Annotated in this window: 22 protein-coding genes; 15 read left to right on the top strand and 7 right to left on the bottom strand. The window is 31.6% G+C overall.

The annotated features are described in order from the left end of the window. Positions 1-35 precede the first annotated feature (35 nt). Positions 36-1,202: an MFS transporter gene (locus EAG11_RS09165; protein WP_129538928.1), complete on the top strand. Its 1,167-nt coding sequence runs from the start codon at positions 36-38 to the stop codon at positions 1,200-1,202. A gap of 206 nt (positions 1,203-1,408) precedes the next feature. Continuing rightward, positions 1,409-2,314: a carbohydrate kinase gene (locus EAG11_RS09160; RefSeq protein WP_129538927.1), complete on the top strand. Its 906-nt coding sequence runs from the start codon at positions 1,409-1,411 to the stop codon at positions 2,312-2,314. Positions 2,315-2,340: 26 nt separating this feature from the next. On the opposite strand, the gene EAG11_RS09155 is transcribed toward EAG11_RS09160, so the two are convergent. Further along, a complete protein-coding gene (locus EAG11_RS09155) occupies positions 2,341-2,847 on the bottom strand; it encodes a CAP domain-containing protein (RefSeq protein WP_129538926.1) in 507 nt (168 codons plus the stop codon). 580 nt (positions 2,848-3,427) lie between these two features. On the opposite strand from EAG11_RS09155, the gene EAG11_RS09150 reads away from it, so the two are divergent. Next, positions 3,428-5,983 carry an adenosylcobalamin-dependent ribonucleoside-diphosphate reductase gene (locus EAG11_RS09150; RefSeq protein ID WP_129538925.1) on the top strand — a complete coding sequence of 852 codons (2,556 nt, stop codon included), beginning with the start codon at positions 3,428-3,430 and terminating at the stop codon, positions 5,981-5,983. A gap of 182 nt (positions 5,984-6,165) precedes the next feature. On the opposite strand, the gene EAG11_RS09145 is transcribed toward EAG11_RS09150, so the two are convergent. Together EAG11_RS09145 and EAG11_RS09140 are read right to left on the bottom strand one after the other, a co-directional pair. Further along, positions 6,166-6,570: a hypothetical protein gene (locus EAG11_RS09145; RefSeq protein WP_129538924.1), complete on the bottom strand. Its 405-nt coding sequence runs from the start codon at positions 6,568-6,570 to the stop codon at positions 6,166-6,168. Positions 6,571-6,672: 102 nt separating this feature from the next. After that, positions 6,673-9,297 (bottom strand): phosphatidylglycerol lysyltransferase domain-containing protein, encoded by a 2,625-nt coding sequence (locus EAG11_RS09140; protein ID WP_242499322.1) that lies wholly within the window; start codon positions 9,295-9,297, stop codon positions 6,673-6,675. Positions 9,298-9,476: 179 nt separating this feature from the next. Here EAG11_RS09140 and EAG11_RS09135 point away from each other — a divergent pair, with 179 nt between their 5' ends. The 5 genes from EAG11_RS09135 (at position 9,477) to EAG11_RS09115 (ending at position 13,757) form a co-directional block, all read left to right on the top strand. Then, on the top strand, positions 9,477-9,947 hold the full coding sequence (locus tag EAG11_RS09135) for a hypothetical protein (RefSeq protein ID WP_129538922.1): 471 nt from the start codon (positions 9,477-9,479) through the stop codon (positions 9,945-9,947). Between the two features lie 205 nt (positions 9,948-10,152). After that, entirely contained in the window at positions 10,153-11,025 is an 873-nt protein-coding gene (locus EAG11_RS09130) for an AraC family transcriptional regulator (RefSeq protein ID WP_242499321.1), read from the top strand. Between the two features lie 90 nt (positions 11,026-11,115). After that, entirely contained in the window at positions 11,116-11,817 is a 702-nt protein-coding gene (locus tag EAG11_RS09125) for an ankyrin repeat domain-containing protein (protein ID WP_129538920.1), read from the top strand. A 10-nt stretch (positions 11,818-11,827) separates the two neighbouring features. Then, a complete protein-coding gene (locus tag EAG11_RS09120; RefSeq protein ID WP_129538919.1) occupies positions 11,828-13,186 on the top strand; it encodes an amidohydrolase in 1,359 nt (452 codons plus the stop codon). 271 nt (positions 13,187-13,457) lie between these two features. Next, positions 13,458-13,757, top strand: coding sequence for a hypothetical protein (locus tag EAG11_RS09115; protein WP_129538918.1), 300 nt, complete (start codon positions 13,458-13,460; stop codon positions 13,755-13,757). Between the two features lie 14 nt (positions 13,758-13,771). On the opposite strand, the gene EAG11_RS09110 is transcribed toward EAG11_RS09115, so the two are convergent. Further along, positions 13,772-14,146 carry a helix-turn-helix domain-containing protein gene (locus EAG11_RS09110; RefSeq protein ID WP_129538917.1) on the bottom strand — a complete coding sequence of 125 codons (375 nt, stop codon included), beginning with the start codon at positions 14,144-14,146 and terminating at the stop codon, positions 13,772-13,774. A 92-nt stretch (positions 14,147-14,238) separates the two neighbouring features. On the opposite strand from EAG11_RS09110, the gene EAG11_RS09105 reads away from it, so the two are divergent. From EAG11_RS09105 to EAG11_RS09090, 4 genes are all read left to right on the top strand, one after another. Then, positions 14,239-15,237, top strand: coding sequence for an NADP-dependent oxidoreductase (locus EAG11_RS09105; RefSeq protein WP_129538916.1), 999 nt, complete (start codon positions 14,239-14,241; stop codon positions 15,235-15,237). A 5-nt stretch (positions 15,238-15,242) separates the two neighbouring features. After that, complete coding sequence (locus tag EAG11_RS09100) at positions 15,243-15,713, top strand: cupin domain-containing protein (protein WP_207209632.1); 471 nt, start codon at positions 15,243-15,245, stop codon at positions 15,711-15,713. A gap of 144 nt (positions 15,714-15,857) precedes the next feature. Further along, on the top strand, positions 15,858-16,391 hold the full coding sequence (locus tag EAG11_RS09095) for a helix-turn-helix domain-containing protein (RefSeq protein WP_129538914.1): 534 nt from the start codon (positions 15,858-15,860) through the stop codon (positions 16,389-16,391). Continuing rightward, positions 16,388-17,224, top strand: a complete 837-nt coding sequence (locus EAG11_RS09090; protein ID WP_305775270.1) for an IS3 family transposase — start codon at positions 16,388-16,390, stop codon at positions 17,222-17,224. The genes EAG11_RS09095 and EAG11_RS09090 overlap by 4 nt, the downstream gene beginning before the upstream one ends. Positions 17,225-17,299: 75 nt before the next feature. Here the strand turns inward: EAG11_RS09090 and metQ are convergent, their stop codons facing one another. From metQ to metN, 3 genes are read right to left on the bottom strand one after another with little or no spacing between them, the layout of a single operon-like run. Continuing rightward, positions 17,300-18,118, bottom strand: coding sequence for a methionine ABC transporter substrate-binding lipoprotein MetQ (metQ, locus tag EAG11_RS09085; RefSeq protein WP_129538912.1), 819 nt, complete (start codon positions 18,116-18,118; stop codon positions 17,300-17,302). A gap of 22 nt (positions 18,119-18,140) precedes the next feature. Beyond that, on the bottom strand, positions 18,141-18,794 hold the full coding sequence (gene metI, locus EAG11_RS09080) for a methionine ABC transporter permease MetI (RefSeq protein WP_129538911.1): 654 nt from the start codon (positions 18,792-18,794) through the stop codon (positions 18,141-18,143). After that, a complete protein-coding gene (metN, locus tag EAG11_RS09075; RefSeq protein WP_129538910.1) occupies positions 18,787-19,818 on the bottom strand; it encodes a methionine ABC transporter ATP-binding protein MetN in 1,032 nt (343 codons plus the stop codon). The genes metI and metN overlap by 8 nt, the downstream gene beginning before the upstream one ends. Before the next feature lie 379 nt (positions 19,819-20,197). Here metN and EAG11_RS22215 point away from each other — a divergent pair, with 379 nt between their 5' ends. The 3 genes from EAG11_RS22215 (at position 20,198) to EAG11_RS09065 (ending at position 22,102) form a co-directional block, all read left to right on the top strand. Beyond that, positions 20,198-20,923, top strand: a complete 726-nt coding sequence (locus tag EAG11_RS22215; RefSeq protein WP_242499319.1) for a hypothetical protein — start codon at positions 20,198-20,200, stop codon at positions 20,921-20,923. After that, positions 20,869-21,612 (top strand): HAMP domain-containing sensor histidine kinase, encoded by a 744-nt coding sequence (locus EAG11_RS22210; RefSeq protein ID WP_242499318.1) that lies wholly within the window; start codon positions 20,869-20,871, stop codon positions 21,610-21,612. The genes EAG11_RS22215 and EAG11_RS22210 overlap by 55 nt, the downstream gene beginning before the upstream one ends. Before the next feature lie 76 nt (positions 21,613-21,688). Then, the gene (locus tag EAG11_RS09065) at positions 21,689-22,102 is read left to right on the top strand and encodes a response regulator (protein WP_129538909.1); all 414 of its coding nucleotides are present in this window, start codon (positions 21,689-21,691) and stop codon (positions 22,100-22,102) included. The last annotated feature ends 63 nt before the right edge of the window (positions 22,103-22,165 follow it).

Here is a 22,165-nt window from a genome sequence, read left to right as displayed (position 1 = left end):
ATCACAGAAAATCTATCCTTTTCTTATCTATTCAAATGAAAAAAAGTCTTATTGCGCTCTCATTGGGCGGTTTAACTATTGGTATTACAGAGTTCGTGATGATGGGTTTATTACCAGATATTGCTCTTAATATGAATGTTTCAATTCCTGTGGCAGGATATTTAATTTCTGCTTATGCTTTGGGTGTTGTAATTGGTGCCCCTTTACTGGTTATTATAGGGAGAAATTATCCACCTAAAAAAATGCTTTTAATTTTGGCAATGATGTTGGCTGTGTTTAATGCGCTTTCGATTATTGCACCTACTTATGAAATTTTGTTTGCTTCAAGATTACTCTCAGGGCTACCACATGGAGCCTTTTTTGGAGTTGGAGCAGTTGTAGCGAGTCGCCTTGCTGATAAAGGGAAAGAAGCGCAGGCAGTTTCTATTATGTTTGCTGGGTTAACATTAGCTAATTTAATTGGTGTCCCTATTGGAACCTATATCGGACATCATTTTTTATGGCGCTATACATTTGTTCTCATTGCAGCGATTGGACTACTGACATTTCTTTTTATTTACTTATGGATGCCCAATTTAGAATCGAATACAGGTGAAAGTATGAAAAGCCAATTGCAGTTTTTTAAGAGAGCAGAGGCTTGGTTGATTATTGCAATAACAGCTATTGGTTTTGGAGGATTGTTTTCTTGGATTAGTTATATCGCACCTTTGTTAACAAATGTCTCTGGGTTTTCTCCTGAAAATGTTCCTTATATTTTAATCTTAGCTGGACTAGGAATGGTGATTGGGAATTTTATTGGAGGGAAATTAGCCGATAAATTTTCACCTGCTACAACTGTAATGATGTTACTGTTGGTAATGGCAATCGATTTATTTTTGGTTTATACTTTCTCTTCTAATCAATACGCTTCTTTATTCTTAACGTTTTTAACGGGCTGTGTTTCGTTTTCGATTGTAGCTCCAATTCAGATGTTAATGATCCAAACAGCAACAGGAGCTGAAATGATTGCTTCGGCTGCAATTCAGGCAAGTTTTAATATAGGAAATGCTCTAGGGGCTTTTTTAGGTGGATTGCCTTTGATAGCAGGATATAGTTATGCTTCTCCTAATTTAATAGGTGTTGGGATGTCGGTTCTGGGAATACTTATTACGTTTATATTTATACAAAGAAAAAAACATATTCTTCAAATGCAAAAAGTTTAAATGTAAACTTATTTTATAAAGACAAGTCTAACTGACTTGTCTTTTTTGTTTGTAGTTGTTTTTGGGATTAAATTTTGATAATCTTAAAACTGAAAAAGCAAACATTTATTGAATATAATTTTTGTAAATTTCAACCAACGGATTAGATAATAGTTCGTTTTTTTAGCGAAGCTGATTTTAATGATTGTATTATAAAATGTTTTAGAATGAATAATAATAAAAAACTTAAGGCAGTATCTTATGGTGAGGTACTTTGGGATATTTTTGAGAATGAAAAGAAAATTGGCGGAGCACCTCTTAATGTTGCTCTACGAATGAAAGCATTAGGTTGTGATGTTGCAATGATAAGTTGTGTGGGGAATGATGCTGATGGAATAGCAATTATAGATCAGGTTAAAAGTTTAGGACTAGAAACCAATGCGATTATCAAATCAGAAGAATTTCCGACAGGTACAGTTCAGGTTTCTTTAGATGATAAAGGGTCTGCTAGTTATGAAATTAATTATCCATCGGCTTGGGACAAGATTGTTCTTAATGCTGCTGCAAGAAAATTGGTTGCCGAAGCGGATGTTCTTATTTATGGGAGTTTAGTTTGTAGGGATTCAGTATCACGTTTGGCATTAGAAGAACTGCTTAAAAATGATGTTTATAAAGTTTTTGATGTCAATTTAAGAAAACCCCATTATTCGTATGAGATAATTGAGAGGCTAATGCAATCTGCTAATTTTATAAAGTTTAATGATGAAGAATTGTTAGAAATCGCAGCTGTTATGAATTCTCCTTACACAAGCTTAGAAGAAAATATGGAGTTTATAGCCAAAGAAACAAATTCTAAAGGATTGTGTGTAACCAAAGGAAAAGATGGTGCATTGCTGTTATGGGAGGGTAGATTGTATCGCAATGAAGGTTATCCGATAAAAGTAGCTGATACAGTAGGAGCAGGAGATTCTTTTCTTGGGGCTTTGATTACTTCGTTGCTTGCAAATAATAATAACCCACAAAAATCAATCGATTTTGCTTGTGCTGTTGGGGCTCTGGTAGCAGAGTCAGTTGGGGCAAATCCTGAAATTTCTAACGCTAAAATTGATGAATTAATGCTAAAAGGTTTATAGGTTATATTTTAAATGAAATCTACCTACTAGTATTTCACAAAGATATTTGTATAATAATTTCTGCCATTAATGGGGTTTTTAGTTATCGAAATACCAAAGTTTGTATAATCTCCTGTAATGTTTTTTTTGTGTTTAGGGCTAGCTAACCAGGCATCAACAGCGGCTTGAGGAGTCTTATAATTATAAGCAATGTTTTCGCTAACTTTTATAACATCAAGTGTTTTAATGATATCTTCTGAGCGAGCTACAAAATTATCATGACTAACTACATTATTGCTAATCATATAATTATTGTGTTCTTCAGATTTAACAGAAACGTAGTTTATTGTTTCTAAAGTATTCAAGCCTATACTAGTTCTGTATTCATTTATTAAATCGATTACTTCTAATTCTTCAGGAGTGTAATTGTACTCCACATTTGCTTCAGGGGTAGGTCCTGACGAAGTACTTTTGTTTAATGCGTCATTAGTACATGAAAGTAGTGTTAATAGTAGTGTGATAAATAATGTAATGTGACTAATTTGTTTTGTCATGATAGAATATAATTTACTGATTCAAAAGTGTTTGTTTTGAATTTGCAAAGTTCCGTCAAGTATTTTTTTTCGTTTATAATTTAAAATTTTAAAAATAACACGATAAGGTTTTTTTTGGCTGATAAACAGTGATTTGTTGCTTTTTTATATGATTGGCTTAGTTTTTTAAAGAAAATTGATAACAATCATTCGAACTGAGAAATAGGTCTGCAAGGGAAAAAGGACCTATAGGTATTTTTTAATTATTTGGATGAACTGATATTCTGGAAAAACAAGAATTGTTAAAACTCTTAATTAATATTCTTTTATACTTAAAAAAGGAAAATATTTAGTGTGTTTTATGTGCTATTTAACATATTAATTTTGTTTTTCAAAATGCTTGATTTTTGTAAAAAATAATAAACCCGGTATTACATTAAAAATAATAATTTGTTAACTTTTTTGTGTTAGTAAATTTTTAGTTACTTGATTTTTAAGTGTTTATTTGTTTTTATTTGTGAACTTTTTTCTTCTCATTTTTTTTATAGTTTAATTATTTTTAAATTTACTTAAGAATTAAATTTTTAAAATTATCAATATCATGAACGAATTATTAGCTACAAAAAATAAAGCAGTTACCTATTCTCAAGATGAAGTTATACAAGCATCTTTAGAGTACTTTAAGGGAGATAGTCTTGCCGCAACAGTTTGGGTAAGTAAGTATGCTCTTAAAGATTCACAGGGAAATATTTTTGAGTTATCTCCTAATGATATGCATCATCGTATTGCAGGTGAAATAGCCCGAATTGAAAAAAAATATAGTAATCCGTTATCAGAAGATGAAATTTTTAATTTGATAAAAGATTTTAAATATTTGGTGCCACAAGGGAGCCCTATGACTGGAATTGGAAATCCGTTTCAGGTTGCTTCATTATCTAATTGTTTTGTGATTGGTAACGATAATTCAGACTCATATGGGGGAATTATGAAAACCGATCAAGAGCAAGTTCAACTTATGAAAAGACGTGGAGGGGTTGGACATGACTTGTCGCACATTCGACCTAAGGGTTCCCCAGTTAAAAATTCAGCATTGACTTCTACGGGATTGGTACCATTTATGGAGCGTTATTCTAATTCGACTCGTGAGGTTGCTCAAGATGGCCGTCGTGGGGCATTGATGCTCTCAGTATCTATTAATCATCCTGATGCAGCCGATTTTATTGATGCCAAAATGGATCAGGGAAAGGTTACAGGAGCAAATGTTTCAGTGCGTATAGATGATACTTTCATGAAAGCTGTTAAGGAGGACGCCATATACGTTCAGAAATATCCAATTTTTAGTGCTAATCCATTGTATACTAAAGAAATTAAGGCAAAAGAGCTTTGGAATAAAATTATTCATAATGCATGGAAATCGGCAGAACCAGGAATTTTATTTTGGGACACTATCATTAATGAATCTTTGCCAGATTGTTATGCTGATTTGGGATACAAAACGCTATCTACAAATCCATGTGGAGAGATTCCGCTTTGTGCTTATGATTCTTGCCGTCTATTAGCTATAAATTTATTATCCTATGTAAATAATCCTTTTACTAAAGAGGCTTCTTTTGATTTTATTCTTTTTAAAAATCATGTTGCAGCGGCTCAAAGAATAATGGATGATATTATTGATCTTGAATTAGAAAAGATTGATGCAATATTGGCAAAAATAGATGCTGATCCTGAAAGTGATGAAGTAAAGATGGTGGAGAAAAATTTATGGCTTAATATTAGAAATAAAGCAAAAGAAGGCCGTCGTACTGGAATTGGTATTACTGCCGAAGGAGATATGCTTGCTGCACTTGGATTGCGTTACGGAAGTGATGAAGGAGTTGTGTTTTCTGAAAAAATACATAAAACCCTTGCAATTGAAGCTTATCGTGGCTCAGTAAATCTAGCTAAAGAGCGTGGAATGTTTGCTATATATGATTCAGAAAGAGAGAAGAACAATCCATTTTTGCTTAGGCTAAAAGAAGCCGATGAAGAATTGTATTTTCAAATGAAAGAACATGGGCGTCGTAATATTGCTTTGTTAACTATAGCCCCTACGGGAACAACAAGTTTAATGACTCAAACAACATCGGGTATTGAGCCTGTTTTTTTACCAGTTTATAAACGAAGAAGAAAAGTCAATCCAAATGATAAAGATACTCGTGTAGATTTTGTTGATGAGGTTGGGGACAGTTGGGAAGAATATGTTGTATTCCATCATAGATTTAAAGAATGGATGCTCGTAAACGGATATGATGTTTCTAAAAATTATAGTCAAGATGAAATTGATGAGTTGGTAAAAAAATCACCTTATTATAAAGCTACAAGTAATGATATTGACTGGCTAAGTAAAGTTCGTATGCAAGGTAAGATACAAAAATGGGTAGACCATTCAATATCTGTTACCATCAATGTACCAAATGAAACCCCAGAAGAAATGGTAGATAAATTGTATATGGAAGCATGGGAAGCAGGATGTAAAGGAGTAACAGTATATCGTGATGGCTCACGTTCAGGAGTACTTATTGCTAATACAGAAAAGAAAGAAGAAACTGTTCAGACTGTATCAACTGTTTTTCCAACTAAACGTCCTCAAATATTAGAAGCCGATGTAGTTCGTTTTCAGAATAGTAAAGACAAATGGATTGCTTTTATAGGATTGATAGATGGTAAGCCCTATGAAATTTTTACTGGTCTTGTAGATGATGAAGATGGTATTTTGATTCCGCGTTGGGTATCAGAAGGATTTATTATTAAAAATAAGAATGAAGACGGAAGTAGCCGTTATGATTTTCAATATAAAAATACTAGAGGTTATAAAACAACAATCGAAGGGCTTTCCCATAAATTTAATCCTGAATATTGGAATTATGCCAAGCTAATATCGAGTACATTGCGACATGGCATGCCTATCGATAAAGCTGTTGAATTAATAGGCAGTCTTCAGTTGGATGGCGAGTCTATAAATACTTGGAAAAATGGAGTTGCCCGTGCACTTAAACGCTATATCGTAGATGGTACCGAAGCACATGGTCAAAAATGCAGTAATTGTAACTCAGAGAATCTTATTTATCAGGAAGGTTGTCTTACTTGTAATGATTGTGGTTCTTCTAAATGTGGTTAGGAAAAAAGGTTCAAAAGGGGTTTCTTTAGGTTCTGTGAAGCTAAGGTTCTAAGGTTTTTAGGGACTACTTTTGAATATTATATAAATATTTTCTTTATTAAAAAACGCCTGTAAGGATTTCTTTGCAGGCGTTTTTGTCTATTATCTAAGTTATGTATCCTCAAGTCTAAAAACCGAAATAATTACTGTTTTTCATAGGTGGATTCAGTTCCATCTGCTGCTATAACTCCATTAAAAAGAATCAGTTTGTTTTTTAGTAAAGACAAGTATGTTTTCTCAGTATCTTTATTAAACGTAATGCTGTAATTGGCTTTGCGGTTGTTTATTGTTGTGTCTTCTGGAGTAATAGTAAAGGTACCGTCCTCTTCTTTTTTACCCTCATAATAGCGTTCGTATTTTTGTCCTTCAAATTTAAGTAAATTACCATTTCCAGGTTTAAAGTTAGGATCTGCGTTAGCCACTTGAATGCCTTCGATGTGTCGGAGTTCCCATGAGCCGTTTAGCTCTTCGAGTGCCGATTTTTTTTGACAACTTACAATTGTAAAGAGTACTACAAGAGGAATTACTAGGTTCGAAATATTCTTCATATGTTTTATTTATATAAGATTGTTAAATTATTTTGGTCAAAATAGAGTTAAATAAAATTGATTTGAACTTTCATTATTTTTAATTTATAAAAAAAAGAAACATTATGGTTTTATCACTTTTGATAAAACTTGTGGTATTTGTATTAGATCATAATCATCACTAAAAACAATATATTGGTTATGCCAGGAAGGTGAAAATTTTTCTTTAAAATCTCTTAAGCCTTTATAATGTGAAAATGATTTTACTTTTTCATATACATATTTCATCGATTTCTCTTGAATAGTGGTTGGGTTATCAATACCACTCATTGGTGCAAGACCAATATTTACAGCAGTAAGATTTTGAGATTTTAGGTGATTAAAAAGTTCAATTAAAATAAAATCAATTATACCATTTGGAGCATCGGTAGTCTTTCTAATTAAGTCGTAGGTTCCTTCGTTCTTCGTATAATCTGGAATGATATTAAGGAATGCAATGATTTTTTCTTCGCCATTTTCAACCGTAATTATAGTTTGTTTTTTTAGCTCATCCCATAAAAAAATGCCTTGCGAAAAAAGAATTTCTTTGCGTCTAGTTTCTTCTAGCCATTCGTCACTAACCGATTGTATTTTTTGTAATAAACCATCTTTTATGGGGGGTAAATTGATAGTGGTTTTTAATTGTAAGTCGCTTATTTTTTTTAATCCATTACGTAACGATTTTTTACTGCCTCCTTCTAAATTAAAGCTAGTTAAGTCAACAACTCCCTCTTGACCAATAAAAAAATATTTTTTACCAAGTGATTTATATACTTCCAGGTTTTCTTCAGGAATACGATAATAAATACTTTTTAATCCAGCTTCATAACAAAAATTGTCAAATTCAATTATGCATTGTTTCATTTCATTTTCATTTTTTGCTACAGGATTTTCGAGTACTACAGCAAAATTACCTGAAACTCGGTAGGCTAGGAAAGCATCATTATTTTGAGAAATGTATAAAAGTTTATCAAAGTAAGTTTTAAAATAATCTAAAGAAGAATTGCCGTATTTTTCAAGAAGTTCATTTGCAATTTCTTTTTCAGCAGTTGTCACAGAATTTTTTAATATATAAGGTTTTATCAATGTATAAATTAAAAAGGCGAAAGAAATAAAACCGCTAATTTTAATCGATGCCAAAAAGTGTTTCGAAAAATTATCTAATGGAATTAAATCGTAACTCCCCAACAAAAAGTAATTTTGCAAAGTATATCGTATCGATTGACCGATGCTAAAATCAATATTAAAATGCTTTTTATCTAAAAAATAGAAGCCGATAATACCGTAAATTAATACCGCTATTACGCTTAGAATAGCAGTTTGCAAGCCCAATAAACGAAGTCTGGGATTGGTTTTGATATAATATTCTTTTCGGGTTGCAATTAAACTGATGCATACTATTAGCGCAAGAGTCGATTCTTCAAAATCTATTGCTTTAGTAAGATTCCCTATAAGAGAAATTATCGATAATCCGAAGCCAAACCACCAAGCCATTTTTAAACCTTTTAGCATAAATGATGAGGTAACTAATAGAAATAGTCCTGAAGTAAAAACCAGATAATTAGATAAATGGATTGCTTCTAGAGGTAAAAAGCCTTTTAATTGCATTAATCGGCCGCTAATTGCTGGAGTTAGAACTGAAATGATATTAATTATTCCAAGGAGAAATAGTAATAAGGCCGGAACAATTCTCATTAAGAGTTTATTTATTTTAGATAAAAAAGTTAGCATTCCTGCGAATAGTGGAAGCCAAAATTCAAATACTCGATATAGTAATGTTATAGAAATTGCCTCAGCATTGGTAAAACCATAGCGGATTAATATAAATCCCATTGAAACTTCTACAGGACCAAGACCACGAAGAAAAGGAGATATGATAAGAAAGATAACCGCTATTATATATCCCATAGCTGCAGCAACCAATGAAGGTTCAAATTGTAGTGCTATCATAGCGATATACAAATGCGCAATTCCAATTATATCAATAAGGATAGAGATAAAAACGGTATAAATAAATTTGTTTCTATTGATATTATGATTTTGTAAATCGGATATGAAAATTTCAGTTTTTGGGAACCATTTTAAAAGTAATTTGTTTGCTAGTCCATTGTTTATTATTGAATTAAATAATACAAACAGTATAATAATTAATAAAATAATCATAGACATTCCAATCCATTCGCTAGAAGCAATTGTTCCATTTAGCAGTGTATAAATGAATAAAGGGATTCCAACTATTACTACTGATAATATACCGATAAATCCATAAATGGTTGATGCCAGATGTACTTGTACTTTCTCAACACCTTTTTCTATTATCGATTCTGTGAAAAAATAGAGTGATGTTACACCACCAGCTGGAATAAATACGCTAATGAAATTTCGTTTTAAAAATAAAGAGAGCGCTTGCTTGAGTTTAATACTAACGCCAATCGCCGAAAAAGAGGTTATGTACATTAACCCTTGCAGGAGAATGTAAAGTATAGTTGTAAAGAAGCCTGCAATTATCCATGGAAGTTTTGCATTTGTAAAACTATTTTTAATCTGAGATAATTCGGTTTGTTCTTGTTTAACAAACCAAATCGCCACTCCAAGGAAGAAAAGTGTTACTATAAATTGAGTTATTATTTTTCCATTTCTAGATAATAGCGGAACACTTCTTTTTTTTAAAATTTGGACGTAATTATTAATTTTTGATGGTGTTTTCAATATTATTTTAATTAAGTATCTTATTATAAAGATATTGCATTAATTTTTAAAATTTAACAAATGATTTAATTATGATAAATATACACGGCAAATTATTATAAGTTAATCTGTTTTTCATTTAAGTGCAGTAATTTTAAATTCAAATTAAACCGAGTATAAATTTTTAAATATCACAAATTATGAAAAAACTATTCTTGGCTTTAATCATTTTGTATGGTGCAAGCATGATTGGCCAAACAGAAGTTAAATCAGATAAAGAAATTGTTCCCCCTGTAGCAGTGACTATAGCTTTTCAAAAAGAGTTTTTGGGTAAAATACCTACTTGGACTAAGGACTATGAAGGAGAAGATATGGATCATATTCGGTATTTGGCAAAATTTAGTACAGGTTCTTCTGTAGGATTAGCGGTTTATGATAACAATGGTGTTTTAAAAGCGTATGAATTGGCAATTGCAAAAAATGAACTTCCCAAAGCGGCTTTAAATTATATTCAAAAAAATTATCCTGATCAAACTATTAGGGAAGCTGCTAAGCTTATCGATGGAAATAATGTTATCACCTACGAAGTAGGAATTATAAAAGACAAGAAATTTCTTGATTTGGTTTTTGATAAAAAAGGTGGGTTTCTTGAAGTAACAGAAAAGGATTAATTATAACTGCAAATTATACATAAACAATACATGGACAATAAAAAACAAGTATTTCAAACCAACACGAAGTACCGTTGGAGAAGTTTTCAGTGGACAACAAGATTTGTTATCTAAAATTACTTATTGATCCTATTATGATGGCAAGCTTGTCTTTGTAACTTTAAATATTTATTTTTGGAAGAGTATAATTAATATCATTATTCTCTTGAGCAACTATTCCATTCCTACTTTATCTGTTGGTAATATTCTTGGTGAAGAAACTTTGGGTATTACGCTATTTCAGCATAGCGTAAAGGGGCGAGATGCTTTTGAAGAACCTCATAAGCATGATTTTTATATGCTGTTTTTTGTAGAGAAAGGCACAGGATTTCACAATATAGATTTTACTCAGCATACTGTAGGAGATAATCAGGTTTATTTTATACGGCCAGGACAAGTGCATAATTGGTTGCTTAATGCAAATACGATAGGGTTTCAGCTAATGGTTTCAGCTGAGATCATTACTGTTTTTTCTAATTTATCACAGCTTCCATATTTTGGACAAAGCGTTCCATCATGCCTTTCTTTAACGAAAGAAGAATTTCAAAAAATTAAAAATCATCTGCAAGAGATAGAAATTGGACTTTCTCAAAACGATTTACTTACAAAAGAAATAATTTTACTTCGCTTGCATTTACTTTTTAAGCTATTGCAAAAAGATTATTTAGAACAGTTTCCTGAATATCATTTTTCGGGTAGGCCAGAAAAAGTAATAAAGAAGTTTAATGATTTAGTAGATGCTAATTTTCAAACAGAGTCTTCAGTAGGTTTTTATGCTGATAGACTCAGTATTACTCCCAATTATCTAAACATACTTTCTCAGAAGTATTTAATGATGCCTGCAAGTGACGTGATAAAAGAAAGAACAATTCTTGAAGCGAAACGATTACTTACCAGTACCAATTTATCTATAAAAGAAATAGCTTATCAATTAGGCTTTAATGATAATGGGTACTTTAGTAAGGTTTTTAAAAAATATGCAGGAAAAACACCAGGCGATTTTAAAGAAAGTTATAATCTTTACCATCCTTCTCATTAATAATACCATTGCCGTTAAAAAATCTAACCGATTTTTGTAAACAATTAATAACAATTGTTTTCCGGAAACAATTATGAATTTTAAAATGATATGGAAAAAAATAAAAACAGAAGCAATCTGCGATATTGCTTGATTTTATATGTTCTAATATTAATGGGATGTTCTTCTAAACAAACAGATTTAAAAATAGATAAGATGAAAGATAAAACACTTATAGAAGCGGTTGAAGCGGGAGATATTGATAATGTAATTGCACTTTTAAAAGAAAAACCTTCTTTAGAAACAAAAAATATTGATGGAGAAACTCCTTTAATGAGAGCTGTTTATAATAACAATAATGAGATAGCAATACTATTAATTAATGCTGGTGCCGATGTAAATGCACAGAATAAAATGCTTGATAGTCCATTTTTATACGCTGGAGCAGAAGGGAATCTTGAAATAGTAAAAGAGTCTTTAAGTCATGGAGCAAATTTTAAAATATATAATCGTTATGGAGGCTCGGCACTTATTCCAGCTGCTGAAAAAGGACATTTGGATGTAGTAAAATTGTTAGTTAATACACCTAATTACCCTAAAGATCATATTAATAATTTGGGATGGACAGCATTATTAGAAGCAGTCATACTAAGTGATGGTGGTATAGTGCATGTAAATATTGTAAAAGCATTAATTCAAGGTGGCTGTAACGTAAATATTGCAGATAAAAACGGCGTGACATCTTTAGCGCATGCTAAAAAAAGAGGATACAAAGAAATGATAAAAGTATTAGAACAAGCCAAAGCAAAATAATATATAGGATATGGAAGAAAATAAGATAAGCCGAAAAAAATTTTTAGGATTGGGGGCAGCTGCTACAGGTGCTGCATTGTTTTCGGGAATAGGTGCTGCAGCTATGGCACAAGAGCAAGCAGAGGATGGGAAGAAGTCTGCTTTAAAAGAATATATTTTAAGTAATGTAAGATTAGAAGAAGGTTTTGAATACAATGAAAAAAATGAAGTTGTTGCTACAAAAACAGCTTTATATAATTTACATATTGCAGAAGGTAAAATAAAAAGTATTACTAAAGATAAACCAGTAACAAAATTAAAAACGGTTGATGCCAAAGGATTTTTAATGCTTCCAGGATTACGTGATATGCATATTCATATCGATAAAACGTATTATGGAGGGAACTGGAATGCTGCGCCTAGAAAAGGATATACTGTAAAAGATATGATAACGCTGGAGCAAAAAATTATACCGCAATTGCTCACGGATTCTCAGTATAAAGCAGAAGAAGCTATTAAACTTATGCAAAGCCAGGGAAGTTATTTTGCACGTTGCCAATGTAATATTGATCCAGTTAGCGGACTAAAAAGCTTAGAACATTTGCTTGCGGCTTTAGATAAAAATAAAGATAGTTTTGGGTGGGAAATTGTAGCTTTTCCACAACACGGAATTTTATATTCACAATCGGAGCCTTTGTTAAGAGAAGCTGCTAAAATGGGAGTTGATTTTATAGGCGGATTGGATCCAACAAGTGTAGATGGAAACATGGAAAAATCGTTGGATGCAATGTTTCAAATTGCAATTGACACCAATAAAGGAATTGATATTCATTTGCATGAAGGACTTCCATCAGGTAAAGCAGCGATAGAATATATTATTAAAAGAACAGAGGAAAACAAGCAACTGCAAGGAAAAACGTATATAAGTCATGGTTTTGCTTTGGCAAAAATGGAACCTAAAGATTTAGAAAAAGTAGCAGAACAAATGGGAGCACTTGGTATAGGGGTCGTTTCTACAATTCCTATTGGTAAAACGATAATGCCAATTCCGACTTTAAAAAAATACGGTGTGAAATTAATGACAGGTACTGATAGTATCGTAGATCATTGGATGCCTTTTGGTACTTGTGATATGCTTGAAAAGGCAAAATTATGTGCGCAACTTTATGGTTGGACAGATGAATATAGTTTAAGCCGTGCTTTACATATTGCTACAACAAATGAGATATTGCCTCTCAATGATGCGGGAACCAAAGTGTGGCCAGCTATAGGAAATGATGCTAATTTTATTTTGGTAAAAGCAAGTTGTTCAGCTGAAGCTGTAGCTCGTTTACCAAAAAGAGAAGGTGTGTTTTTTAAAGGGAAAATGATAGCTGGAGAGATGGTTTAGAGCAGGTTCTAAGAAATAAAGGTACAAAGGTTCAGTACCTCAAAGGTTTTTCTGTAGAGACGCACCGCAGTGCGTCTCTACAATATAGGTTTACACATAAATTAGCCCCGTATTATGTAGACGCACTGCGGTGCAACTCTACGAGAATCTTTGCGCCCAATTTTGCGCGCCAATAATTAAACAATTAATAATCAACAATCAATTACTCCTTCATACAACCTTCATTATAAAAATGTAGTTTTATATTTTTATAATTAAAATGATTTTTGATATGGCTAATAAAACTTCACAACATATATTAAATACGTCAGCAAATCTTTTGGGGTTTTGTCTTATAGTTATGACTTCTTTGCATATTACAAATAAATCAGAAACGACTCATATGGATGAGTTTACATCTATAATATCTGTATTTCTTATCTTTTCCTGTTTCTTTTCCTTTTTATCCATTAAAACAATCAAAGAATCTTTAGAGAAAAAGTTAGAAACTATAGCTGATTATTTATTCGGAATGGCATTATTGGGAATTCTGGTTATTGTTGTGTTTACGGCACTAGATTTAATTAATTAAGGCTGTTTATAAAATTAAATAGATTCAATTATCTTTTCGCGATGATTTAGTCCCCATTGTACCAAAGTTTCGGTAACGGGGAGTACTGATTTACCATATTCTGTGACAGAATAAGCAACTGTTATTGGTTTGGTATCCTGAACTTTTCTTGTGATAAGTAAATTGATCTCTAGGTCTTTGAGTTCCTTGCTTAGCATTTTTGCAGAAATTCCATCAATTTCACGCTGCATTTTTTTGAAATGAATCACCTGATGCGTTCTGTTAGTAAGAAATCGCAAAATCATTAGTTTCCACTTCCCACCTAAGACGTCCAGACTATCTCGCATTGCAAGCAGTTCTTCTGTACAATTTGCTTCACGCAAAACACCATCTCTTTTAATTTTTGCCATAATAGTTTCTTTAAGGTAACTAGTAACCTTTAGTTAACGGATAGTAAATATAAATTATATTCAGAATAATTTTGTGTTTTAAATTGATTAATATGAAAGCAATTATAGCAGACAATATAGGGAGACTACATTTAGAAAATGTAAATGGACCAACAATAAAACAAGAAGAATTATTGATAAAGATAGTCGCTTCTGGATTTAACCCAATCGATTATCAGATGTTAGAAAATGAGTTAGAAAGAAAGCTAATGCATTCTCCAATCTTAGGGAGAGAATTTTCAGGAATTGTTGTTGAGGTAGGAGAGAAGGTGAAAGATTTTAAAGTTGGTGATGCTGTATTCTCGGGTTCAGGAAGTATGGGATCGAATGGTACATACGCTGAATATATTGCAATTCGAGAATCTGTTGTTGCGCATAAGCCTATTTTCTTATCTTTTGAACAAGCTGCTGGAATTCCTTCGGTGGGGTTAACAGCACTGCAATCTTTTAACCGAATGAAATTACAAAATACTGATTCAGTTTTAATTACTGGCGCAGCGGGAGGGGTAGGAGCTATGTTAATTAAAATCCTCTTGGCAAATAACTTTTCAAACTTTATTGTTACAGCTGGAAATGAAGAAAGCATTCAGGCATTGGTAGAAATAGGAGTTAAACACAATCAAATAATTAATTATAAAACTGATGTTGTTGAAACTTTCGCTTTAGCAAAAAACAACCAGCAAAAATTTGATTTTGTAGTTGATTTAGTTGGGAATGAAATAGGAGAAATTGCAGCAAGGCTTTTAAAATCTAATGGAACTTTTCTTGATGTAACAGCACTTTCTACCGTAGAATCAAGAGAAATTTTATTTAATAAAGGCGCTGTAATCATGAATATTTCCAATTATGTTTATTCGGCAGATAAAAATTATGCCTATTATAAGAACGGTTTGTTAGAGTTAGTTCGATTAATAGAAAATGAGTTGGTGACCCCACCAAATATTGAAATTATCGGGCAATTAAATACAGAAACAGTTGTTAAAGCACATGAGAGACTTCGTTTGAATAAAACAAAAGGGAAGAAATTAATTATGCAAGTAAATACGATATAAGCATCATGAAAACGATACCAAGAAGAATTGTAACAGGAATTAAGAATGGGAAATCTATTATTGAAAAAGATGAAATAGTAAGTAATGTTTCAGAACACTTTCCAGGTCTTATTATATCTGATATTTGGAGTACTGATAGTATGCCAGTACAACTTTCTGAAGAGAAAATTATAGAAAATACAGCATTTCCCCACACACCCAAGAATGGTACTTATTTTCGATATGTACAGATTCCGCCTGATAAAGATTTAGGAATTGCTGTGGCAGTTGGACAACCACATCCATTAATGCATCAAACCGCTACATTAGATTATATCGTTATACTTTCTGGAGAAATATATCTTATTATGGATGAAGGAGAAACTCTCTTGCAAGCAGGGGATATCGTAATACAAAGAGGAACAAATCATGCATGGAGCAACAGATCGAATGAGCCTTGTATTCAATTGGCAGTTCTAGTAGATGCTTCTTTTTAGTCGGAGTATTCAGTATTCAGTATTCTGTCTCAGTACCAGTTTTCAGTGGTAGCATTTAGTTCAGTAGTTGTATATATTATAAAAAAAGAGTTTTGCAATGCTGAACTGCCCCCAAAAAGTTAGACACTATTTGGGGGCATTTTTATGGAAAGAAAAGTCAAATACAATTATGAATTTAAACTTCGTTGTGTAGAGGAAGTTTTAAAAAGACATAACTCGGTTAAAGGCACAGCCAAAGCAAACAGCATAGCCGAGAGTAACCTTACATGCTGGATTAGTCGTTATAATGAATTTGGAATAGAAGGTCTTTTACTAAGACAAAAAAATAAAATTTATACTGCAGACTTTAAATTGAAAGTGATACAAACCATTCAAAATAAGTCTATATCTTTGGATGAAGCCTGCTTAATTTTCCAAATTCCAGCACAGTCCACAATAATAAGCTGGCAAAGAAGATATGCGAAAGATTACTTGGCAGGTTTAGAACTTAAATCACGAGGTAGACCAGCAGTTATGAATTTTAAGAGAAAACAACGAAAAACAGATAAACCTTTAAGCAGGGAAGAAGAGCTCTTAAAGGAGTTAGAGTATCTGCGCGCTGAGAACGAAATTCTAAAAAAGTTCAACGCCTTAGTTCAAGCCGAGCAAGCCAATCAAAACAAAAAGCTCAAACCATAATGGAATTAAGGCATAAGTATGATTTAGATCTTTTACTAAATTGTATGAACATGGTTAGAAGTACGTATTATTACTATGAAAAAAAAGGTCAGGTAATCGATAAATATCAAGAGATAAAAGAATTAATTAAAAAGATTTACAATTATCATAAGGGTAGATTGGGATATAGACGTATTACTCTATTAATCAAAAAAGAAGGTATTTTAATTAATCACAAAACAGTACTTCGATTGATGAAATTTTTAGGATTAAAAAGTTTAATCAGAATCAAGAAGTACAGATCATATAAAGGTGAACAGGGAAGAATAGTTCCCAATATATTACAACGTAATTTTAAGGCAGATAAACCTATTGAGAAATGGGCAACCGATGTGACTGAATTTAATGTTTCTGGCAATAAACTGTACTTATCGCCGATAATTGATCTGTTTAATGGAGAGATAATCAGCTATGAATTATCTCAAAGACCAGTGTTTAATCAAATCTCAACAATGCTTGAAAAAGCATTTGCAAAAATACCAGATAATACTAATTTAACTCTGCATTCTGACCAAGGCTGGCAGTATCAAATGAAACAATATCATTATTTATTAAAGAAAAAAGGAATTAAACAAAGTATGTCCAGAAAAGGGAATTGTCTTGACAATGCGGTTATTGAAAATTTCTTCGGAATATTAAAATCAGAACTGTTTTATCTTAAAAAATACAGTTCTATTAATCAATTGAAACAAGAGATTGTTGAGTATATAAATTATTATAATAATGACAGAATTAAACTTAATCTAAAAGGAATGAGCCCGATACAATACCGAGCTCATTATTTTCAAACTTAATTATTAATTTGTCTAAACTTTTGGGTGCAGTCTATGCAAAACTCTTTTTTTATAACTGCAACTGAATGCTAAAAACTACCAGCCCTTAACAGCGCCTCCTTTAAATTCTTTTTCAGCAGCTTTTGCTACTTCTTCAGATTGGAATGCTTTAAGGAATTTTTGAACCTTTTCTTCGTTTTTATTATCTTCTCTAGAAACAATTAAGTTTACGTAAGGAGAATCTTTATCTTCTACAAATAAGGCATCTTTAGACGGTACAAGACCTGCTTGTGATGAGAATGTATTATTGATGATAGCAATAGTTACATTTGCATCATCTAATGCTCTTGCTATTTGTGGTGCTTCTAATTCTAGAATTTTTAGGTTCTTAGGATTTTCGGCTATATCAGTTACTTTAGGTAAAAGACCAACACCATCTTTAAGTTTTATAAGTCCGTTTTTTTGTAATAATAGCAACGAACGGCCACCATTGGTTGGATCATTAGGAATAATAATAGTGCTTTCTGGTTGCAACTCGCTAAGTGATTTTATTTTTTTAGAATAACCAGCTATAGGATAAACAAAGGTTTTTCCGATAATAGCCAGTTTGTATCCTCTCTGTTTAGATTGCTCGTCAAGATATGGTTTGTGTTGGAATGCATTTGCATCGATATCTCCTTGGTTTAATGCTTCGTTAGGAACTACATAATCATTAAAGGTTATTAGCTCTACATCAAGACCATATTTTTCTTTAGCAACTTTTTGAGCAGCTTGTGCAACTACAAATTCAGGTCCAGCAGCAACACCAACTTTAATATGGTTAGGGTCGTTTTTTTTGTCTTTTCCGCAGTTAGCAAATACTAATGTAAGTAGTAGTATTCCTGTAAGTATTGAAAATTTATTTTTTGTATTCATGGTTTTAAAATTTTATTTTTTTTTATCTGTGATCAAAACGTTTTGAGAGTGCATCTCCAATAAATTGTATAATAAATACTAGCGCAACAAGAAGAATCAATACTATATTCATGATTGTAGCGTCATAACCAATATATCCGTATTGGTATCCAATTTGTCCTAAACCACCAGCACCTACAGCACCACCCATTGCTGAATAACCTACAAGTGTGATTAGTGTAATCGATGCAGCATTGATAATAGAAGGAAGTGCTTCAGGCAATAATACCTTGTAAACAATCTGAAAAGGTGTTGCACCCAATGCTCTCGCTGCTTCTATCAATCCTGAAGGTAATCCCAAAAGACTGTTCTCTACTAATCGAGCAATAAAAGGAGCAGCTCCTATGCTAAGAGGGACTAATGCAGCACTAACTCCAATAGAAGTTCCTACTAATGCTCTTGTAAAAGGAATCATCCATACAATTAAAATGATGAAAGGAATAGATCTGAAAATGTTTACTACAACCGATAAAATTCGGTTAAATAGAACATGCTCCATAATTTGTCCCTTGCGGGTTAGGAATAGAAAAATACCTGCTGGAAGTCCCAATAAGAAACCGAAGAATCCAGAAAGTAAGGTCATTATAATAGTTTCTAATGTACCTTTTAATAATAATAGTATAATAGATTCAGACATAGCCTAATATTTCAGTTTTAATATGTTTTTCTTTAAAAAAGTTGATTGCTTGATTTTGCTCACTTTCATCACCAGAAAGTTCTACAATAAGGATTCCAAAATTAGCATCGCCAGCAAATGCGGTTTGTGCAGTTATAATATTGGCATTAACATTAAATTTTCTTGCAGCTTGAGTAAGGATAGGCTCATTTACCGACTTGCCATTTAACTCTAATCGCAATAATGGATTTAGTCCATCTTTGTAAACTGTAGAAAGGCGTTCTTGATATATTTCAGGAATTTCGATATGTAACGAAGAAGCAATAAATTCGCTTGTTAAAGGATGTTTTGGATTGGCAAATATCTCCCCAATAGTTCCTTGTTCTATTAATTCACCATTGCTAATTACGGCAACTTCATCACAAATGGCTTTTACAACTTCCATTTGATGGGTGATAAGTAATATGGTAATATTTAATCGTTTGTTTATGTCTTTTAGTAAATTCAGAATAGACCTTGTAGTTCCTGGATCCAAAGCACTTGTCGCTTCATCACACAGTAATACTTTAGGATTATTAGCCAAAGTTCTTGCAATAGCAACACGTTGTTTTTGACCGCCAGAAAGACTAGCAGGGTAATCATTTATTTTTTCTTCAAGACCTACAAGCTCTAGTAATTCTTTAACTCTGTTTTTTATTTCATCTTTAGAAACTCCAGCTAGTTCTAATGGAAAAGCCACATTACCAAAAACAGTTCTGGATGAAAGTAAATTAAAATGTTGAAAAATCATTCCGATTTGTCTTCTTTCTTGTGCTAATTCAGAATTTGAACGATATAATAAAGACTTTCCGCCAATGATTACATCACCAGATGTTGGTTTTTCTAATAAGTTAATACAGCGTATAAGTGTACTCTTTCCTGCTCCTGAAGTACCAATTACACCAAAAATTTTCCCTTCTGGTACATGAAGGGAGACATTATTAAGGGCTGTAATTTCCCTTCCAGTCTTGTAAAACTTCTTGGTTATATTTTTTAATTCTATCATATCTAACTATTTGTAATCATTAATAAGATAAAGTGAACATTTAATTTTTGAAGAATTAAAGCCAACTAAATGTGCTTTTTTACTTTAGTCTTTTAAATTATTGTGCAAAGGTAACTCAGAATTTGATATAATAAAATCTATAGGTTAAGTAGAATAATAATAAAATGTTAATTTTTAAAATAAAATTTGCTTGAAGTACTGATTTACAGTGTTTAATTTTTCTGATTCAAAAGCTAATTTTGTATTATAAATAAAGTTAAACCTGTTAAAATATTGCATAAGATTTTGTTTTTTTGTTAGAATTATCTAATAAATGCTTAAATTTAAATCAATTTAAAAATACTTGATATAAATATGCCCCATAATCATTATTTATAATATGCCGAAAACTAAAATTATAGAAAACCTTAAACTTCCAAATGTATATATTCTTTTACTAATAGTATTTTTTTCATGTGCATTATTAATTTTTATTAATTTTTATACAATTAAGATTTTATCTGCAAACAGAGCGTATGTAAATGGAGAATCACACTATTCAAAAGGACAGAAAGATGCAGTAAGACATCTTATAACATATTTGTACACAGAAGATGAAGAACAGTGGAAATTATATCAGGAAGAATTAAAAGTATCTCAAGGTGATGGGATTGCCCGAATTTTACTCTTAAGTAATGGAGATATCGATAGTATTAAAAAAGCATTAAGAGATGGTCGCAATCATGAAAAGGATTTAGACGATATGATTTGGCTATTTAGAAACTTTAAATCTGTTTCTTTTTTAGCGAAAGCCATTAATGAGTGGGAACAGGCAGATAATTTAGTTAATCAATTAGCTGAGATTGGGAAAAGTATTGATGAGAAAATAAAAACGGCTAGTTTAAATGAGGAGGATCAAAAAAAAACTCTTAATTTAATTAGTGTAATAAGTGAAAAATTAACAATAAATGAACGCAAATTTTCGGATACGTTAGGAGAAGGAACACGTGCAATTAAAGATCAATTGATATTTACGAATATTATTTTTATTTTAATAATTGTTAGTAGTGTTTGTATCTATTATTCGATAATGGTAAAAAAGATTATAATATCAAAAAAGAAGTAGAAGCGAAGAATGAAAATTTAATTCTTGCAAATAAAGAACTAGATAGATTTGTTTATAGTGCTTCACATGATTTAAGATCTCCTATTACTTCTCTCAAGGGATTAATTGAGATTACTCAAATGGAAGACAACTTAGAACAAATAAGAGAATATCTCAATTTGATGAAATTAAGCTTAATTAAGCAAGATCAATTTATAAGTGATATTATTGATTATTCTAAAAATAAAAGAAAAGGAGTTGTTTTAGAAAACATAAGTTTAATAAATTTATTTGAAGGAGCAATAATACAACACACACACATAGAAAATGCCGATCGTATTATTGTAGATATTGAAATTTTGGTTGATGTAATTAAAAGTGACAGCCTTAGATTAAAAATTATTATAAATAACTTACTCTCTAATGCTATAAAATATGCTGATGAAAACAAACAAGAAATGCGTATTTTTATTAAGACTTACATCGAAGGGAATTTTTATAAAATCGAAGTAATTGATAATGGAATTGGAATTAAACCAGAATTTAAGGAGCATATATTCGAAATGTTCTATGTTATTGATAGTAATAAAGGTTCGGGATTAGGTCTTTATATATTGAAAGAAGCTGTGAAAAGCCTTAATGGAAGTATTGAAGTAGAATCTGAGTTTACTGTTGGAAGTAAGTTTGTAGTAACAATACCTAGATTATAATAAAGCATATGATTTAAATATTTAAGAGATTAAAATAAATGTTAATACCATATTCCCCAAAAATAGTATCGACACCATGGAATCTAAATATGTATTTTTGCTGATAGAAGATAGCGATATCGATAAGCTGGTTATAAAACAACTGCTTAAAAAGGTACTTGAAGTAACACATGTAAATGCTGTTAATAATGGTAAAGAGGGAATCGAATGGATTATAGATAACCGAAAGAGTTTTACTCAATCTCTAGTTATTCTTCTTGATATACAAATGCCAATAATGACTGGATTTGAATTTCTTATAGAGTATGATAAACTTTCAGATGATTTAAGGCATGAAACTCAAATATTTGTTCTTTCGTCTTCATTAGTGAAGGAAGAAATAAAGCGGATTAAAAATAATCGCTATGTAACAGATTTCCTAAGTAAACCTATCGATATTGAGGAGTTTGGAGATGTGTTATATCCAAAGCTAAAGAAAAAAGTGCAATAAAATATTTGAGAAATAAATTTAGAATATGGTGCGATTAGATAGAATCGAAAAACATTTTCCTTG

Source organism: Flavobacterium sp. 140616W15, from assembly GCF_003668995.1.
In the GTDB taxonomy this organism is placed as follows: domain Bacteria; phylum Bacteroidota; class Bacteroidia; order Flavobacteriales; family Flavobacteriaceae; genus Flavobacterium.
The sequence above is the reverse complement of the archived record's forward strand: the minus strand, read 5'-3'. Positions and strand labels throughout refer to the sequence as shown.

What these genes read in the sequence shown, in the direction of transcription:
- EAG11_RS09165 (WP_129538928.1), top strand. Translation starts at nt 36, where the DNA reads ATGAAAAAAAGTCTTATTGCGCTCTCATTGGGCGGTTTAACTATTGGT.
- EAG11_RS09160 (WP_129538927.1), top strand. Translation starts at nt 1,409, where the DNA reads ATGAATAATAATAAAAAACTTAAGGCAGTATCTTATGGTGAGGTACTT.
- EAG11_RS09155 (WP_129538926.1), bottom strand. Translation starts at nt 2,847, where the DNA reads ATGACAAAACAAATTAGTCACATTACATTATTTATCACACTACTATTA.
- EAG11_RS09150 (WP_129538925.1), top strand. Translation starts at nt 3,428, where the DNA reads ATGAACGAATTATTAGCTACAAAAAATAAAGCAGTTACCTATTCTCAA.
- EAG11_RS09145 (WP_129538924.1), bottom strand. Translation starts at nt 6,570, where the DNA reads ATGAAGAATATTTCGAACCTAGTAATTCCTCTTGTAGTACTCTTTACA.
- EAG11_RS09135 (WP_129538922.1), top strand. Translation starts at nt 9,477, where the DNA reads ATGAAAAAACTATTCTTGGCTTTAATCATTTTGTATGGTGCAAGCATG.
- EAG11_RS09125 (WP_129538920.1), top strand. Translation starts at nt 11,116, where the DNA reads ATGGAAAAAAATAAAAACAGAAGCAATCTGCGATATTGCTTGATTTTA.
- EAG11_RS09120 (WP_129538919.1), top strand. Translation starts at nt 11,828, where the DNA reads ATGGAAGAAAATAAGATAAGCCGAAAAAAATTTTTAGGATTGGGGGCA.
- EAG11_RS09115 (WP_129538918.1), top strand. Translation starts at nt 13,458, where the DNA reads ATGGCTAATAAAACTTCACAACATATATTAAATACGTCAGCAAATCTT.
- EAG11_RS09110 (WP_129538917.1), bottom strand. Translation starts at nt 14,146, where the DNA reads ATGGCAAAAATTAAAAGAGATGGTGTTTTGCGTGAAGCAAATTGTACA.
- EAG11_RS09105 (WP_129538916.1), top strand. Translation starts at nt 14,239, where the DNA reads ATGAAAGCAATTATAGCAGACAATATAGGGAGACTACATTTAGAAAAT.
- EAG11_RS09100 (WP_207209632.1), top strand. Translation starts at nt 15,243, where the DNA reads ATGAAAACGATACCAAGAAGAATTGTAACAGGAATTAAGAATGGGAAA.
- EAG11_RS09095 (WP_129538914.1), top strand. Translation starts at nt 15,858, where the DNA reads ATGGAAAGAAAAGTCAAATACAATTATGAATTTAAACTTCGTTGTGTA.
- metQ (WP_129538912.1), bottom strand. Translation starts at nt 18,118, where the DNA reads ATGAATACAAAAAATAAATTTTCAATACTTACAGGAATACTACTACTT.
- metI (WP_129538911.1), bottom strand. Translation starts at nt 18,794, where the DNA reads ATGTCTGAATCTATTATACTATTATTATTAAAAGGTACATTAGAAACT.
- metN (WP_129538910.1), bottom strand. Translation starts at nt 19,818, where the DNA reads ATGATAGAATTAAAAAATATAACCAAGAAGTTTTACAAGACTGGAAGG.
- EAG11_RS22215 (WP_242499319.1), top strand. Translation starts at nt 20,198, where the DNA reads ATGCCGAAAACTAAAATTATAGAAAACCTTAAACTTCCAAATGTATAT.
- EAG11_RS09065 (WP_129538909.1), top strand. Translation starts at nt 21,689, where the DNA reads ATGGAATCTAAATATGTATTTTTGCTGATAGAAGATAGCGATATCGAT.